Source organism: Parasphingorhabdus sp. SCSIO 66989 (assembly GCF_032852305.1).
GTDB lineage: Bacteria > Pseudomonadota > Alphaproteobacteria > Sphingomonadales > Sphingomonadaceae > Alterisphingorhabdus > Alterisphingorhabdus coralli.
On record NZ_CP136594.1, the window covers coordinates 175,147 to 189,875 of the forward strand.

At 57.6% G+C, this 14,729-nt stretch carries 17 protein-coding genes; 7 read left to right on the forward strand and 10 right to left on the reverse strand.

Translation table 11 applies throughout. From position 1 onward, the window contains the following. Positions 1-68 precede the first annotated feature (68 nt). Together RB602_RS00835 and RB602_RS00840 are read left to right on the forward strand one after the other, a co-directional pair. Positions 69-776 carry a DUF4166 domain-containing protein gene (locus tag RB602_RS00835; protein ID WP_317082076.1) on the forward strand — a complete coding sequence of 236 codons (708 nt, stop codon included), beginning with the start codon at positions 69-71 and terminating at the stop codon, positions 774-776. Continuing rightward, positions 770-2,308, forward strand: a complete 1,539-nt coding sequence (locus RB602_RS00840; RefSeq protein ID WP_317082077.1) for a TIGR01777 family oxidoreductase — start codon at positions 770-772, stop codon at positions 2,306-2,308. Before RB602_RS00835 ends, RB602_RS00840 begins: the two co-directional genes overlap by 7 nt. A gap of 227 nt (positions 2,309-2,535) precedes the next feature. Here the strand turns inward: RB602_RS00840 and rpsI are convergent, their stop codons facing one another. From rpsI to RB602_RS00880, 8 genes are all read right to left on the reverse strand, one after another. Next, the gene (gene rpsI / locus RB602_RS00845; protein ID WP_317082079.1) at positions 2,536-3,072 is read right to left on the reverse strand and encodes a 30S ribosomal protein S9; all 537 of its coding nucleotides are present in this window, start codon (positions 3,070-3,072) and stop codon (positions 2,536-2,538) included. Further along, positions 3,072-3,551 (reverse strand): 50S ribosomal protein L13, encoded by a 480-nt coding sequence (gene rplM, locus RB602_RS00850; RefSeq protein ID WP_317082081.1) that lies wholly within the window; start codon positions 3,549-3,551, stop codon positions 3,072-3,074. The genes rpsI and rplM overlap by 1 nt, the downstream gene beginning before the upstream one ends. 591 nt (positions 3,552-4,142) lie before the next feature. Next, a complete protein-coding gene (locus tag RB602_RS00855; protein WP_317082083.1) occupies positions 4,143-4,499 on the reverse strand; it encodes a hypothetical protein in 357 nt (118 codons plus the stop codon). A gap of 5 nt (positions 4,500-4,504) precedes the next feature. Then, the gene (locus RB602_RS00860; RefSeq protein WP_317082085.1) at positions 4,505-5,500 is read right to left on the reverse strand and encodes an acyl-CoA desaturase; all 996 of its coding nucleotides are present in this window, start codon (positions 5,498-5,500) and stop codon (positions 4,505-4,507) included. Next, positions 5,490-6,443 (reverse strand): hypothetical protein, encoded by a 954-nt coding sequence (locus RB602_RS00865; RefSeq protein WP_317082087.1) that lies wholly within the window; start codon positions 6,441-6,443, stop codon positions 5,490-5,492. The genes RB602_RS00860 and RB602_RS00865 overlap by 11 nt, the downstream gene beginning before the upstream one ends. Before the next feature lie 217 nt (positions 6,444-6,660). Continuing rightward, complete coding sequence (locus RB602_RS00870) at positions 6,661-7,446, reverse strand: hypothetical protein (protein ID WP_317082089.1); 786 nt, start codon at positions 7,444-7,446, stop codon at positions 6,661-6,663. A gap of 96 nt (positions 7,447-7,542) precedes the next feature. Further along, a complete protein-coding gene (gene cutA / locus RB602_RS00875) occupies positions 7,543-7,890 on the reverse strand; it encodes a divalent-cation tolerance protein CutA (protein ID WP_317082091.1) in 348 nt (115 codons plus the stop codon). Beyond that, a complete protein-coding gene (locus tag RB602_RS00880) occupies positions 7,891-9,003 on the reverse strand; it encodes a COX15/CtaA family protein (RefSeq protein ID WP_317084607.1) in 1,113 nt (370 codons plus the stop codon). It abuts the gene before it with no gap. Positions 9,004-9,165: 162 nt separating this feature from the next. Here RB602_RS00880 and RB602_RS00885 point away from each other — a divergent pair, with 162 nt between their 5' ends. The 4 genes from RB602_RS00885 to RB602_RS00895 all read left to right on the forward strand — a co-directional run bounded on the left by RB602_RS00885 (position 9,166) and on the right by RB602_RS00895 (position 11,471). Then, positions 9,166-9,597, forward strand: a complete 432-nt coding sequence (locus RB602_RS00885; protein ID WP_317082093.1) for a MerC domain-containing protein — start codon at positions 9,166-9,168, stop codon at positions 9,595-9,597. Between the two features lie 28 nt (positions 9,598-9,625). Continuing rightward, positions 9,626-9,841, forward strand: a complete 216-nt coding sequence (gene thiS, locus RB602_RS15370) for a sulfur carrier protein ThiS (protein ID WP_406568380.1) — start codon at positions 9,626-9,628, stop codon at positions 9,839-9,841. A gap of 36 nt (positions 9,842-9,877) precedes the next feature. After that, complete coding sequence (locus tag RB602_RS00890) at positions 9,878-10,678, forward strand: bifunctional sulfur carrier protein/thiazole synthase protein (RefSeq protein ID WP_406568381.1); 801 nt, start codon at positions 9,878-9,880, stop codon at positions 10,676-10,678. A 412-nt stretch (positions 10,679-11,090) separates the two neighbouring features. Further along, complete coding sequence (locus RB602_RS00895) at positions 11,091-11,471, forward strand: UrcA family protein (protein ID WP_317082094.1); 381 nt, start codon at positions 11,091-11,093, stop codon at positions 11,469-11,471. 385 nt (positions 11,472-11,856) lie between these two features. Here RB602_RS00895 and RB602_RS00900 read toward each other — a convergent pair whose 3' ends face one another. Both RB602_RS00900 and RB602_RS00905 read right to left on the reverse strand, forming a co-directional pair. Beyond that, positions 11,857-12,612: a LytR/AlgR family response regulator transcription factor gene (locus RB602_RS00900; RefSeq protein ID WP_317082096.1), complete on the reverse strand. Its 756-nt coding sequence runs from the start codon at positions 12,610-12,612 to the stop codon at positions 11,857-11,859. A gap of 46 nt (positions 12,613-12,658) precedes the next feature. Beyond that, entirely contained in the window at positions 12,659-13,798 is a 1,140-nt protein-coding gene (locus RB602_RS00905) for a sensor histidine kinase (protein ID WP_317082097.1), read from the reverse strand. A 191-nt stretch (positions 13,799-13,989) separates the two neighbouring features. Here RB602_RS00905 and RB602_RS00910 point away from each other — a divergent pair, with 191 nt between their 5' ends. Then, the gene (locus RB602_RS00910; protein WP_317082099.1) at positions 13,990-14,550 is read left to right on the forward strand and encodes a hypothetical protein; all 561 of its coding nucleotides are present in this window, start codon (positions 13,990-13,992) and stop codon (positions 14,548-14,550) included. The last annotated feature ends 179 nt before the right edge of the window (positions 14,551-14,729 follow it).

A 14,729-nucleotide genomic window follows, 5' to 3' on the forward strand; every position in this document is an offset into this window, starting at 1 on the left:
GCGCTTATCGGCGCAAAAAAATTTGACTAGTTATTTCTCTCTATACGGAAATATCAGGATTAACGATTATGGCTGGAAATATCGCAATAAAAGACAAGCATAGTGTTTCGGCACCGCAAAGCAAAGAGGCCGAAGCGCGATTCAACACCCCGACGCCCTGCCCCGATTTCGCCCAGCTCTTGCCGCGCGGCAAATGGCTCGGTCTGCCCGCCGCCATCCGTCGCCGCTTCTCGCGCAGTGCAGCGGGCAACAGCGTGATCAGCTATCACGGCATGGTGGTGGAGCAGAAGGCCAATGCCGCGGGCTGGCTGATCACCCAAGCGGCGCGGCTGATCGGCGCGCCTCTGCCCTTTTCAGTCTGCGGTCCGGCAGCGGTGACCATCACCAGCCTGCCTGCCCATGGCAGTGCCCCTGCCGGTCAGATCTGGTCGCGCCAATATGGCCGCCAAGCCGGTTTCCCCCAGGTCATCCATTCGGTGAAGCGCTTTGCCGGACCGACGGGCCTAGAGGAATATCTCGGCATGGGCATCGGCATTGCCCTGCGGCTGGAGGCGGATGCGCAGAGCCTCGACTTTATCAGCGACCATTATTTCCTGATGCTGTTCGGCACGCGATTGCGCCTGCCGCGCTGGCTCAGCCCCGGCGATTTGCGCATCGGTCATATCGCAAAAGGCGAGCATCGCTTCGCCTTCACCCTGAAGCTCTCGCACCGCTTGTTCGGCGTGATGATCGAGCAAGTCTGCCTGTTTGAAGATGAGGAGAAAGCACCATGCTGAATGATCCGATCTTGATCGCCCTGTTGCTTTTGCAGATATTCATGGGCGCGTTTGATACGCTGTTTCATCATGAGATGACGCAGCGACTGGGCTGGTCCAAAGGCCAGCAATTCGAATTGCGACTGCATGGCGTACGCAACCTGATCTATGCCGCTGTCTTTCTGATGCTCGGCCTGACCGCCCCTGCTGGTGCCTGGGCGATCGCCCTGATGGCATTACTGGTGATTGAGCTGGGCATCACCTTGGTGGACTTTGTCGAAGAAGACCGGGTGCGGCTGCTGCCCGCCAGCGAGCGGGTTACCCATACGCTGCTGACGCTCAACTATGGCGTGGTGCTGGCGCTGTTGCTGCCCAAGCTGTTTGCCGCCGCGCAGCTGCCGAGCGCTCTGCCTTTCGTCTGGCAGGGATGGCTGGCAACCTTTCTCGCGCTCTCGGCGCTGTCGGTGATCATCTTCGGCCTGCGCGATCTGTTCGCCGCGCGGCGTCTTGATGCCATGGCCGAACTGGGCGACGACCCGGCGGCACTGGCCAGCGCATTGCCGCCACAGCAGCGCGTTCTGGTGGCGGGCGGCACCGGCTTTGTCGGCAGCCGTCTGGTCGAAGCGCTGGTCGATGCCGGGCATGAGGTCAGTGTATTGACCCGCAGCATCTCCAGCGCCCGCCATCTGCGCCATCCGGTCAAGCTGATGAACAGTCTCGACTGGATCGCCGATGAGCATCCCGATGGCCGCCCCTATTTTGATGCCATCATCAATCTTGCCGGCGCTTCGGTCGCAGGCGGGCTGTGGACCGCCAAGCGCAAGCAACTCATCTTAGACAGCCGCGCCGAGGTGGCGCAGCAACTGCACGACTTTTGCCGTCGTCAGATCAGCCGCCCGCCTGTCTATATCGCTGCCAGCGCGGTCGGCTATTATGGCGATAGCGGCGAGGCAGTGATCGATGAGGGCAGCACTTCCGGTCAGGGGTTTGCGGCGGAGAGCTGCCGCGAGGTCGAGGCATTGGCGGACCGCTTCGCGCTGTTCGGCATGCGTATCGTCAAGCTGCGCATTGGCATGGTGCTGGCGCATCAAGGTGGGCTTGTGGCGCAATTACTGCTGCCCTTCGAATTTGGCGCAGGCGGCCCGATTGGTAATGGGCGGCAGTGGATGAGCTGGATCCATCGCGATGATCTGGTGCGCGCCATCGTCTTCTGCATGGCGCGCAAAGAGGTCAGCGGCGCGGTCAATGCGGTTGCGCCCAATCCGGTGCGGCAACGCGACTTTGCTCGCGCCTTTGGCCGCATATTGCAGCGTCCGGCCTTTATGCCGCTGCCAACATGGCTGCTGAAACCGCTGCTTGGCGAGATGGCGGACGACCTGTTCCTCGCCAGCCAGAAGGCGCTGCCGGTCAAGCTGCTGTTTAACGGCTTCCGCTTCCGCCATGGCGATATCGACAGCGCTTTGCCTGCGGCTTTGGGGATTGCACCGCCAAAGGCAAAGCGATCCGTTGCCGCGCAGTCGCGTCAGTGGAAGGAAGCGAGGTTGCTGAGTTAGCACAAGGCCAAACTTGAATTGTTCGTCATTGCGAGGAGCGAAGCGACGCGGCAATCCAGAGCAACGCGAGACGCCCTGGATTGCTTCGCTACGCTCGCAATGACGTTTGAAGGTAAAACGACATAGACCCTTCGAAGGACTCAGGGCTAACGGTGAGAATAAGCAAAGAAAAAGGCGGGCCGCCCAGTGGATGCCCGCCTTTTTGCGTATCGATAAAGCCTGCGAAATTAACGCTTGGAGAACTGGAAGCTCCGGCGTGCTTTGGCGCGGCCATATTTCTTACGCTCGACCACACGGCTATCGCGGGTCAGGAAGCCTGCGGCCTTCACCGTGGAGCGCAAAGCCGGCTCATATTTGGTGATCGCCTGGCTGATGCCGTGCTTCACCGCACCGGCTTGCCCCGAGAGACCACCACCTTTGACGGTAGCGACAATGTCATACTGACCGGCACGATCGGTGATCGCGAACGGCTGGTTGATCACCAGACGCAATGTCGGGCGGGCGAAATAGGTTGTCTGATCACGGCCATTGACGGTGATCTTGCCGGTACCGGGCTTCAGCCAGACACGGGCAACCGCATCCTTACGGCGGCCAGTGGCATAGGCGCGGCCATATTGATCCAGCTCCTGCTCACGCAGCGGCATGGTCGGGGCTTCAGGTTCGGCTGTTACAGTTTCACCAGCTTCGGCAGCAGCGGCATTTTCAGCCACCGCATCACCGGCGATTTCCTTGATGTCGGAAAGGGACTGACGGGTATCGGACATTATGCACCCACCTTATTCTTGCGGTTCATGGAAGCAACATCGATCACCTCGGGCTTCTGGCCCTCATGCGGGTGGTCGGTGCCATTATAGAGATGCAGCGCGCGCATCTGGTCGCGGCCCAGCGGACCACGCGGGATCATGCGCTCAACCGCCTTTTCAAGAACGCGCTCGGGGAAACGGCCTTCCAAGATACGCTCAGGAGAGGTTTCCTTGATACCACCGGGATAACCGGTGTGCTTGTAATAGCGCTTGTCCTTGGTCTTGTTGCCGGTGAACTTCACCTTGTCGGCATTGATGACGATGACATGGTCACCGCAATCGACATGCGGGGTATAGCTCGGCTTGTGCTTGCCGCGCAGGATATTAGCGATGATCACCGCAACGCGGCCAACCACCAGATTTTCGGCATCAATGATATGCCATTTCTTTTCAACCTCTGCCGGAAGCGCCGGCTTGGTCATTTTGGTAAGCGCCTTCATGGCCCATAAACCTCCAATGATGGCCAGACCCAAGCGGCCTGACCCGTGCGAAAAACTGTCGCTTATGCTAAAGCGGCACGCGATTCAGGGCCTGCCTGCATCGCGGGAAGCGCGCTAATGCATCGCAGAGCGGTGTGAGTCAAGCATTTCCATGGCTTTTGGGACGGGTAAAATAATACCGTGCGACAATATCCCCCTCCTCCTTTAGGGGAGGTGCAGCGAGACTTGGCGCCGTAGCTTTAGCGAAGGCAGTTAGTCGCAGCGGGGTGGAGGTTCACCACTTGCACCACGCTTATGTACCGCCACGTACGCGACCGCGCAGAACCTAGTCGCACGCGGAGACACGGAGGCGCGGAGATATTCCAACCAAAAGTGACACAAGGTGACAGGGTGTCACCCTGTGATTTTGAGGCATTTTTGGGCGTAGTACGGCTATTTTCCTGTTGCAAGGCAATGGCTTAGGCCAAAAGCTTGCGTCCAGCCAGACAGGGTGACACATTGGCCCGTAAACGGCGAAAATGGTCGTGGGAGATCAACGGATAGAAAGAGCCTACGCCAGAATAGCAGCGATGGCGCTTGTAGGACATTTGTTTAGCCATAAGTCTGCCGCAAATGTCGTGCACCGAGCCTAAAGGCTCTCCATGTCGAAACGGGATAGCGCAACAGGCCAAGGATCATCAAAAAGCCGCACAGCATTCTCGCCCTGATATCCGGATAGCAACCGCTCCCTATCTCCCAGGCTGCAACCAGCAATTCACCCTTGGCACTGGTATCATAGCCTGAGATCAGATGATTCCGATCATGCTGCTCCAATATATCACGGCGCCAGCGGAAATTCGGCAGCGGCAGGGCATAGGGGCCAAGCGTTGCCATCCAGACCGATGACTTTTCATCATCAGGCTCAAACCCATTTTGCTGGCGAAATTGCGCGACATCCTTTGCGGGCATGGTTGTCACTCTGCCGGGTTAGGGCCAAGGGTTTTGCATAGTTCCGCCTGTCCCGGCGCGGCAATAGATAAAGCGCGGTCGGTTACCGGGGAGATGCCCGGGCGGGGCGGCAGGTTTTCCGGCAGCTTGATGTCCCAGGCCAGACCGAGTTTTTCCAGCAGGCGGATAAACTGAAAGCCCAGATCAATCTGCCCCGGATAAAGACCATGTGCCGCAGACCTCGGGAAAGCATGATGGTTACAGTGCCAGCTCTCCCCCATTGTCGGGATAGCAAGAATGGGGACATTGTGAGCCTGCAAAGCCGCATCATCGAGATGCCAGTCCTGCGGTCCACGGCTATGCGCGAAATAGGATATGCACCAGTGCATCATGATGCAGGCCGAAACCCGCACGACCACGCCCCAGACAACAAAGGGCAGTCCGCCGATAAGATATAATATGGCCGCTATAGGCAGCTGATGCAGCATCCATGTCTTTTGCAGAAAGCGATAAAACGGGTCTTCGGCAATCTCCTTGCCCGGATCGAAGCCCGGAGGATTGGTCAGTTTGAGCTTGAAATTGAGATAGTAAAAACCCTCCTGCACAATCGGCTTGCCATGGCGCAGGAACCAGTGACAGTCTTCCTCCCTTTGCGCCCAATCGCGCATATCATGCAGGCCGATGGTCCATATCGGCCCACCCATGCCGACCAGAGTGCCGAAATACACCATGGTGCGCTCCAGCCATTTGGGGCATTCAAAGCTGCGGTGAATCAGTCGGCGATGGAAACCCACCGAATGGCCAACGCAAAGAGTCGCGCCAGACAGAATGAGGAAAACCAGAAAAGCAGGCCAGGTGAAATAAAGCGGCCCCAATATCAGCGATCCGATCAGGAAGCCCATATTCCAGATCGATCGCGGCGCATCCCAGTGCACGGTGCCCTTGCCCGGGTCAGCCTGATCCAGCCCGGTAAGCGAGTTGACCTTGAAGGCGGGACTCCCGGTCTGCAGATCACGTCCCATCTTTCACCTCCTTCACCGCATGCCGAAAGATTATATCCTGTAAGAACTGTTTCGCGCTTTGCTTCGCGGCAAATTGCTGCATCGGCCCGAAATACCATACAGGGTCCAGTGACCGGGTATAGCGAACCGTAAGGGCTACTCTCGTGCCACCATCAGGCTTTGGAGAGAAGCGAATGTCGGTGCCGTCAATCTCCATATAATTGGCGAGATAGCTGTCATTGCGAATAACCTTGGTCCGCACATGATCCGGTGCCACTCTAGCGATTTTGAGATGGATTTCACCCTGATGGATATTGGTGAAAAACCAGCGTCTATAGGTGAAGTGGACCTTGTGAATATCACCTTCGCCCAGACTTCCTGCATCCACCCGGTCAGGCATCGGGAAAAGCTGCATAAACCAGTGCCGCTCGCTATCGAAGGCTATGGGCTGCGCCATATTGTTCTGCAGCGCGGCCACCGACAAGGGACTATCAGCGACAAAGGTTGCGGTGTTGTCGCGTTCAAAGGTTGTCTCGGGAAACAGTCCTTCACTGACCAGGACCAGCACTAATAATGGGATAACAGCTACACGAAGCTTGCTGCGCTCTTGCTCCTCGTCATTTTCATCCTTCTTGTCCTCCATCAATGCGGCGAAGATGAAGCCTATTGTTACGAACACATAATATATCGGCATGAACATCAATACGCATATAAAGCCTTCCATCAAGAAAGCGGATGTTGCCAGAAACACGATTGTCGAAATTCTCAGATTGTTGACATAACGCGCGGCAACTGAGGTTCGTTCAGTATTTCTGGTGAAAAATGCAATCAGCAACGAAAGCACAAACGGCACCAGAATATAGAGCAGAGTGCTTTGCCCAAAATCGCTATCCAACAGCAATCGTATGACGATTGCCGCCGCCCCGGCCAGCAATAAGACAATTTTCCAGGAAATCGACGCCATATCCCATCATCTTTTCAGGGAAGTTGAACAGAAATTGTACAGCCTTTGTGCACTATTTCCAGCCTGCCAATACGGAATTTACACAGAACCAAGTCCTATAAACGCAATGGACTATGCGGTGGCTTAATCGCTCTTCGCGGCTTTTGTGATCTTCGCGGGCGTAGTTTTTCCTGAGCATCAGTCTTGCAGGCAGCCGAAGGGCTTGAAACAAGTACGCTCAGTCCAATGCACAAAGCCGCTGCACCTCAGCCGGATCCTCCACCCGCTCCCAGCTATCATAATTGACCCGCTCGGTACCCAGAACATCAACCCGAATGGTACGCTGCACGCTGTGCAACAGGCCGTCTGGGCCGATAATCAGCGTGCCTTCGCTCTGGCTGGAGATCGAAGACTCCGGCGTCGATGGCGGCACCGAGCTTAGCGCAAAGCGTGCCTTATCGCCTTCCCCAGCGATCAGCCTCGCTGTCTCGCCGGTTGCGGGGTAGGTCCATTTGCCGTCGACCATAGCGGCATCGGCAAAGCCCAATATCGGCCGCACCGCGCTGGCAAAATAGGCTTGGCGCTGATTTTCCGGCATGGTGATGATAGTATCGAGCAATTGGGTCGCGGCAACACGGGCTATCGGGCTGGTCGCCCGCTGGTCCAGCGAAGCGCGCAGGATCTTGGCAGCGTCGGCGAGGCGCTGCCATGACGCATTCATGTCCTGCACGGCGATAATCGCGCCGGTCGGGCCGAGATCAAGGATCAGCGACTCTTCGCGCTTGATCGCGCCGCCTATAGCCAGCAGTTCGAGCAGCTTATCCGGGCCGCTGTCGCGCACATCGGCCACCCGTGCATCGAGGCGATAGCCACGGCCAAACCTGCGAAAAACGGCGCAGCGGGTCACCACCGAGCGCATCATCTGATCCCCCGCCGGGCGCTCGATTATGTGTTTATAGGCCAGCATCTGCTCCAGCGGCGGCGAAAAGCGCGGCGGTGCCGGAGCGGTTGCGGATTGTGCCAAGACGGGCGCAGACAACAAGGCGCAAAGAGCAGCGCACAACATCACCCTTATGGCCTTGAAGCGGCGCGCGCTGCTGTGCTTGCTTGGCATTTATGCCTAGGGCTGACCGCCGGTCTGGTCGATAATCCAGTCGGCAAAGGCCTCTTCGCTATCCTCGGCGCGCCAGACGGTGATGCCGGGCAGATCATAGCTGTGCATCGCAATGATCCGCGTCTTGAGTGCGGGCAGCGCGGCGACGCGGGTTTTGAACAGCACCGCGACCTCGCCATCCTCTTTCAATTCGCCATGCCAGCGATAAATCGCGCGGGTTTCGCCTAGCACATTGGCGCAGGCGGCGAGCTCTTCCTGCACGATCTTGCGTGCGGTGCTGCGCGCTTCTTCCATATCGCCAAAGCTGCAATAGACGGTGACGATGCGGTTACCGTCAAAATCGGTGGGACTCATTTATATCTTCTCCACTTGGCTTTCCCTTGCCCGTGAATCCCCTGCCATTAAACTCTGATCTGCTGGCCAGCCGATGCGGTGCACTGCCCAGACGGTTGCCAGCACCAGCAAGGCGCCCACCGCCTGATGCAGCACCGCCATGGTGATATTTACCTGTGTCAGCACCGTCGCAATCCCGAGCAGCACCTGAATGCCAAAAGTGCTGAACAGCGCAATCGAGACGCGCCGGTCCAGCGGGCGGACCTTTCGCCCGAGCAAGGTCAGCGCCGCCACCGCGATCCAGGCCCACCAGCGATGGATGAAATGGATCATCGTCGGATCATTCACCAGCAACTGGCCAAGGCCGATATCCCAGTTGAGCGCGGGGACCAAAGACCCCTCCATAAGCGGCCATGTATCAGAGACCAGCCCTGCATTGAGCCCGGCGACCCATGCACCGAAGAGGAGCTGGACGAAGAGAATGGCGATCACGCCAAGGCCAAGACCGGTCATCCGCGCCGGGCGGGTGAGGCCTTTGGCATGGCGGTGCAGATCGAGCGCGGTCCAGGCGAGGCCGCCCAAGATAAACAGCGCATTGAGCAGATGCACGGCGAGGCGGAAATGGCTGACATCGGTGCGCTCGCTCAGGCCGGATTCGACCATCCACCAGCCGATCGTGCCCTGCAGCGCGCCCAGAGCCAGCAGCGCCAGCAAGCGGCCCTTATAGCCCTGTGGAATGGCATTCTTCACCCAGAACCAGAGCAGCGGCAGGACAAAGGCAACGCCGACCAGTCGCCCCAGCAGACGATGCACCCATTCCCAGAAATAGATGAATTTGAAATCCGCCAGCGTCATCCCCGCCGGGCCATTAATCTCGATATATTCGGGGATTTGCTGATATTTGCTAAACTCCTCCGCCCAAGCGGCATCGCTCAGCGGCGGCAGCGCGCCGGTGACCGGCTTCCATTCAGTGATGGAGAGGCCGGACTCTGTAAGCCGGGTAATGCCGCCGACCACCACCATGGCAAACACCAGCAACGCCACCGCCCATAACCAATTGGCTATCGCCGCGGGGCGAGCGGCGTTCTTGGCAATGTCGGGCACGCTGGCTATGGATGTCGATGCACTCGTCATGCGCCCCATTTGCGCTCTCTATTGACGCGATACAAGGGCTTATCGGGCAGCATCAGGCGCATTTGTCGGATCGGCGGCGGTTCTGGCAGAATATTGCTCTTGGTGCATCCAAGACAGCGGCACGGGGTTGCGTAATGAGATACCGTCACCTAGATGCCTGGCATGGCATCCGCTCCGCGCCCCCAATCCGCAACCGTCACCGCTCCGCTTTCTGAGGGCACAAAGGCTATGCAGCTAATGGCAAGCGGCGGGGGGCTGGACAAGCTCGCCATCGCCCTGTCGGGCCTTTGCGCAGTGCATTGCCTGGTCAGCGCCATCCTCCTTGCGCTTCTGGCGTCGGCAGGGGGCGTGTTTTTCGACCATATCGTGCATGAAATTGGTCTTGGCGTGGCGTCCATTCTTGCCGCCATTGCCTTTGTCAGCGGCTTTATGCGCCACCGGCTGATTGCCCCGCTCACGCTTGGCGGTATCGGTATTGCCGTAATGGCCGGTGCCTTGCAGTTGCATGATCATGGCGGCGAGATTATCGGCACCCTGATCGGTGTGACTATCCTCTCGCTGGGCCATTATTTGAACCGCCGTGCGGTTGCATAGGCTGGGCGAACATCGCTACAACGGCTTTATGAGCGGCACGACCATCAGCATCACTATCAATGGCGAGGCGCGGCAGCTTGCCGCTGGCACCAGCCTCACGGATCTGTGCGCCAGCCTGGAGATTGACCCGGCAAAGATTGCGATTGAGCATAATCGCGAGATCGCGCCGCGCGGGCAATATGGAGCGATCATATTGTCCGATGGCGATGAACTGGAAATAGTGCATTTTGTCGGCGGCGGGTGATGGTGTTTCGCAGCGGAGCATCCTATAGCATCAGCCATGAACGACATGACTCCCCAAAGCACCACCGCTGAAGATAGCTGGACCGTCGCCGGGCGGACCTTCACCTCGCGCCTGATTATCGGCACCGGTAAATATAAGGACTTTGCCGAAAATGCCGCCGCGCTGGAGGCGTCGGGGGCGGAGATCGTCACCGTGGCGGTGCGGCGGGTGAATGTTTCTGACCCCAAGGCACCGATGCTGACCGACTTTATCGATCCCAAGAAAACCACCTATCTGCCCAACACCGCCGGCTGCTTTACCGCCGATGACGCTATCCGCACCTTGCGGCTGGCGCGCGAGGCGGGCGGCTGGGATCTGGTCAAGCTGGAAGTCTTGGGCGAGGCCAAGACGCTTTACCCTGATATGCGCGAGACGTTGCGCGCCACCGAAGTGCTGGCGAAAGAGGGCTTTCTGCCTATGGTCTATTGCGTCGATGATCCGATTGCCACGAAGCAATTGGAAGAGGCCGGCGCTGTCGCCATCATGCCGCTGGGCGCACCGATTGGGTCGGGCCTTGGCATCCAGAATCAGGTCACGATCCGGCTGATCGTCGAAGGCGCCAATGTGCCGGTGCTGGTCGATGCCGGTGTCGGCACCGCATCCGATGCCGCCGTCGCCATGGAGCTGGGCTGTGACGGCGTGCTGATGAACACCGCTATTGCCGAGGCCAAAGACCCGGTGATGATGGCGCGAGCTATGAAACATTCGGTCGAGGCTGGCCGTCTCGCCTATCGCGCCGGGCGGATGGGCCGACGCAAATATGCCGACCCCTCCAGTCCGCTTGCCGGGTTGATCTAGTATCGAGGCTGTGTGCCCAACCCTCTGAAGCAGTGAAAGCTGAACCTCAGATAAACAGTTTACACAAATCTCATCCTGTATACGCTGCTGATTCGCAGGGTTTTTTGTCGTTCGTCGGTCATAAAACTGTCTCACGTTTACATTTGTCGACGATAATGCGTCATTCGTCTTCGACCAACGCCTAGTAACGCGCATTCATGGCATTCTATCGAAGGCGTAACGATCCCGGGGCACAACAGCCGTATAACCAGAATTGCGAGAGGGACATAACGCTCCCCAAGCCAGTCTCTTCTCGTAAATTGGAAAACGGGGACGGTGTTTTGCTACCCTTTTGACGCCGTCCCCTATTTCCCGAGTTTCATGGTCACTCCCCGATGGCCTGAACCTTGTGAATGTGAGAAAGGAACTGAAAATGCGTGTATCTGCCCCTGCCAAACTGGCCCGTCGCTTCGCTGCTTCGGCCATTGTCGCCAGCCTTGCTATTGCCCCGATGGCGGCTCAAGCGGGCCAACATTATGACAACAACCGGGTATACCGTTCTACGACGGTGTCCTATGGTGACCTGAACCTCAACAGCGAAGCTGGACAACAAACGCTTGAGCGCCGCGTCAAATCAGCAGCGCGCAAGGTATGCGGGCCACGTCCTCGCCTGAACCTCAGCGAGCGTATGGACTATGGTCGCTGCATGGATGAAGCTTTGGACAGCGGTGAACAGGCAATGATCCAGATCATTGCCGCAGCGGATAAAGGCGAAAAGCTGGCTGCGAACGGTTTGCTTACAATCGGCAACTAACCAATCATATGGCTGTTATCAGCCGAACCCAGCAACAATCGAAATGGCCCCGTTTTTCGGGGCCATTTTCTTGCTGTGCAAGACCTCTTGAATATCACTTAGACCGCCCCATCTTCCCCATCACAATGCGATCATTTCGCAAAGTATGGCGAAATTAAATTTCGTTTCAATGTAACCAACATCGTCACTCATGCGAAATGATCATCGAGCCGCACATTGCGGTAACAGATGAAAGGAAAGAGCTATGGCTATAGCAAATAAAGCGCTTTTCGCGCTGATCGCCGCCACCGTTTCGCTGGCGTCGATCCAGACACTGATCTTCTGATCTTTGCCAGCTTAAGGTCTGGGCCTCGCTGGCCTGTCGTCGCAAAAAATGGGCGGCAGGTCAGCGTCCGGCCAGCTTCTTGACCTGGGTCAGATAAGTCCTGCCGATGCGCAATTCCGTGCCATCATCCAACAGTGTCAACCAGACGCCCCCGCCCTCATGGCGCAGGCCCTTGATATAATCCTTGCGAATGATGTGCGATCTGTGGGTGCGGACAAATTGCGTCGGATTAAGCCGGGATTCCAATACCTTGATCGTCTCGTGTAGCAAGTAGCTCCGCGTGCCGACATGCAGACGCATATAGTCGCGCTCCGCCTCAATGCGGTCAATCCGTCCCACATCAATGCGCTTGAGTTCGGAGCGATGCGGCACCCAGAATTCGCGGGCCCAGTCGCCCGAACCAGAGTCCGGATCAGACATGGCGCCAGCGCCATTAGGCGCAGTTATCGCCGCCTCATCCAAAGCGGGTAGCCGTTCGCGTAGCCGCGTTATCGCCCGCTGCAACCGATCCAGCGCCACGGGTTTGAGCAGATAGTCAACAGCGGCCAGATCAAAGGCCTCAACCGCAAAGCGGTCATAGGCGGTGACAAAGATGATCGCGGGCGGTTTGCCCTGTGCCGCCAATGCCTTGGCAAGGCCAATGCCATCCATGCGCGGCATATTGATATCTACCAATAGCAATTGCGGATGCAGGCCCTCGGCCATGCGCAGCGCAGAAACGCCATCATGCGCGGTGCCGACCAGCTCCAGCCCTTCCACCTGATCGCAAAGCAGTTGTAATCGTTCGACAGCCAATGGCTCGTCGTCGACGATCATGGTTCGTATCATATCCACCCTTTGTCCCTCGCCCCCGGTTGTTGTTTTATATCAGATCATCGCTGTCACTTTTGCGCGAAATGGGCAAGGTCAGGCGGGCACAATAGCCGCCGCCAGCATGGGCCTCGGTCTGCAATGCACCGGATTCACCGAAGCGGGTCTCCAGCCGGTCTCGCACATTGGCAAGGCCGATGCCATTGCTCTCGCTGCTGTCGATATCGACCATGACCGGGTCACCGTCGTCACAAACGGTTAGCGTCAGCAGATCGCCGCGACTTTCAGCACTTATCGAAACCGTTACCGGACGCGATGTGCGTGACACACCATATTTGATCGCATTCTCGACCAGCGGTTGCAGGATCAGTCCGGGCACACACACATCCATAAGGTCATCAGGAATGGAGATATCGACCTTCAGCCGCTCCGGGAAACGTACCTGCTCGATATCCAGATAGAGCCGCTGCAGTTCGACTTCCTCTTCCAGCGGCACATCATCGAGTGGATCGCCAGAGAGGCTGTTGCGGTAGAAGGTCGACAGATTCATGATCATCGCATCCGCCTCTGCAGGCCGGTTGCGCAGCACCAAAGAAGATAGCGAATTGAGCGTATTAAACAGGAAATGCGGATTGACCTGATAGCGCAGCGAGCGCAGCTCGGCCTGTTGCGCAGCCTGAGCAAAGCGTGAAGCACGACGCTCGGCAAAGCGCACTTCCCCCGCATAGCTGATCGCCAAATAGAGCCCGGCCCAGGCGACAAGGAAGAAAATGCGCGACATGGCCACTTCCATAATCACACCGATCGGCGGCAGCTCCTTGAATTCTTCCAATGCCTTTTGATCGCGAAACAGGCTGGCGGGGTCGTAGACGTTGAACACCAGATAATTAAAACAGCCAATCAGCAAAGCGCAGGGTACGGCGCCCAGAAAGGCAATAGCGATACGCAAACCCAACGGCTTATGGTCGAAGGCGCGCATCACCATATAGAGACCTATGGTGACCACGATACCAAACAAAGTCACATAGACGCGGCGAACGGCTACTTCAGCCTGATCGACCGGATAATCAATGATCAGCGACCTTATGGTCGTGATGATGATGTAGAACAGCCAGAAGCCGAGAATCGAAAGCAGGGCGACCTGAAAATCAACGGTCGGCTTGCCGGGGAAGAGCGCACGGGTCTTTATCATGGCCGCACCCTATAGCAGAACCGGGCCGCAAGAGTCGCTAATCATGGCCAAGGCTTGTCGAACCAGTCGCAACCTTGGTCGAAAGCCGTAACGACGAAAGCCTTTGGTCGAAAGACGAACCAATGACACGTTAACCCGATCCTAACCATATTCCGTAACACTCACGTCATCAGCAGCAGGAGTGATGCCTGATGAGTGAGCGCGGACAACAGCACGAAAACGCCCCGAGCGGCAGCCATATCGTCGCCGAGATGCGCGAATTTGCCAGCTTCTCGGCGGCAAGCCAGCGCTATATCAAACGCGCGCTCGATATTGGCCTGGGCCGCGCCGATGCGTTTGCGCTGTGGGCGCGCAATGCCGAAGAGACCCGCTCTATCCGCTCCCACTATCTGCACTATCAGGCGCTGCCCGCGCTGCGCGAAGAGATGCCATCGGCGCATACAGACACTTGCCCGGATTATGTACTGGCCAAGATCATTACCCTGAGCGGCTTTGATCTGTCGCAAGGCGGGCTGGACGGATTTTCGGCCTATCGTTTTCTCTATGAGCGGTTGCTTTCAGCATCTCTACGCCCATGGTTGCCCAGCAGCTTCTGCGCCGCCGCTGCATCGCCGCAAATCGCACCGGCACGGCGTAAGGCGCTGCTGCAATCGATCAGCGAAGCCGCCGCGACCGCACCTGGCTGGTCAATGCGCGAACCGGTCTTCTTGCCAGAATGGGTGGAGAAGGTTCCAGTCCCTAAAGCGGCATAGGCGCTAGACTGCTTTTCGCTTAGCTTGAAACACGTCATTCGTCATTGCGAGCGTAGCGAAGCAATCCAGGGCAACACGCACCTGCTCTGGATTGCCACGTCGCTTCGCTCCTCGCAATGACGATTCAATGCAAATGAAATGCGATCCCAACGACATGGCCTAACAACCGTTAGGGCTGA

Bases quoted from the DNA above. Each gene is read 5' to 3' on its own strand.
- RB602_RS00835 (WP_317082076.1), top strand. From the start codon at position 69: ATGGCTGGAAATATCGCAATAAAAGACAAGCATAGTGTTTCGGCACCG.
- RB602_RS00840 (WP_317082077.1), top strand. From the start codon at position 770: ATGCTGAATGATCCGATCTTGATCGCCCTGTTGCTTTTGCAGATATTC.
- rpsI (WP_317082079.1), bottom strand. From the start codon at position 3,072: ATGTCCGATACCCGTCAGTCCCTTTCCGACATCAAGGAAATCGCCGGT.
- rplM (WP_317082081.1), bottom strand. From the start codon at position 3,551: ATGAAGGCGCTTACCAAAATGACCAAGCCGGCGCTTCCGGCAGAGGTT.
- RB602_RS00855 (WP_317082083.1), bottom strand. From the start codon at position 4,499: ATGCCCGCAAAGGATGTCGCGCAATTTCGCCAGCAAAATGGGTTTGAG.
- RB602_RS00860 (WP_317082085.1), bottom strand. From the start codon at position 5,500: ATGGGACGTGATCTGCAGACCGGGAGTCCCGCCTTCAAGGTCAACTCG.
- RB602_RS00865 (WP_317082087.1), bottom strand. From the start codon at position 6,443: ATGGCGTCGATTTCCTGGAAAATTGTCTTATTGCTGGCCGGGGCGGCG.
- cutA (WP_317082091.1), bottom strand. From the start codon at position 7,890: ATGAGTCCCACCGATTTTGACGGTAACCGCATCGTCACCGTCTATTGC.
- RB602_RS00880 (WP_317084607.1), bottom strand. From the start codon at position 9,003: ATGACGAGTGCATCGACATCCATAGCCAGCGTGCCCGACATTGCCAAG.
- RB602_RS00885 (WP_317082093.1), top strand. From the start codon at position 9,166: ATGGCATCCGCTCCGCGCCCCCAATCCGCAACCGTCACCGCTCCGCTT.
- thiS (WP_406568380.1), top strand. From the start codon at position 9,626: ATGAGCGGCACGACCATCAGCATCACTATCAATGGCGAGGCGCGGCAG.
- RB602_RS00890 (WP_406568381.1), top strand. From the start codon at position 9,878: ATGAACGACATGACTCCCCAAAGCACCACCGCTGAAGATAGCTGGACC.
- RB602_RS00895 (WP_317082094.1), top strand. From the start codon at position 11,091: ATGCGTGTATCTGCCCCTGCCAAACTGGCCCGTCGCTTCGCTGCTTCG.
- RB602_RS00900 (WP_317082096.1), bottom strand. From the start codon at position 12,612: ATGATCGTCGACGACGAGCCATTGGCTGTCGAACGATTACAACTGCTT.
- RB602_RS00905 (WP_317082097.1), bottom strand. From the start codon at position 13,798: ATGATAAAGACCCGTGCGCTCTTCCCCGGCAAGCCGACCGTTGATTTT.
- RB602_RS00910 (WP_317082099.1), top strand. From the start codon at position 13,990: ATGAGTGAGCGCGGACAACAGCACGAAAACGCCCCGAGCGGCAGCCAT.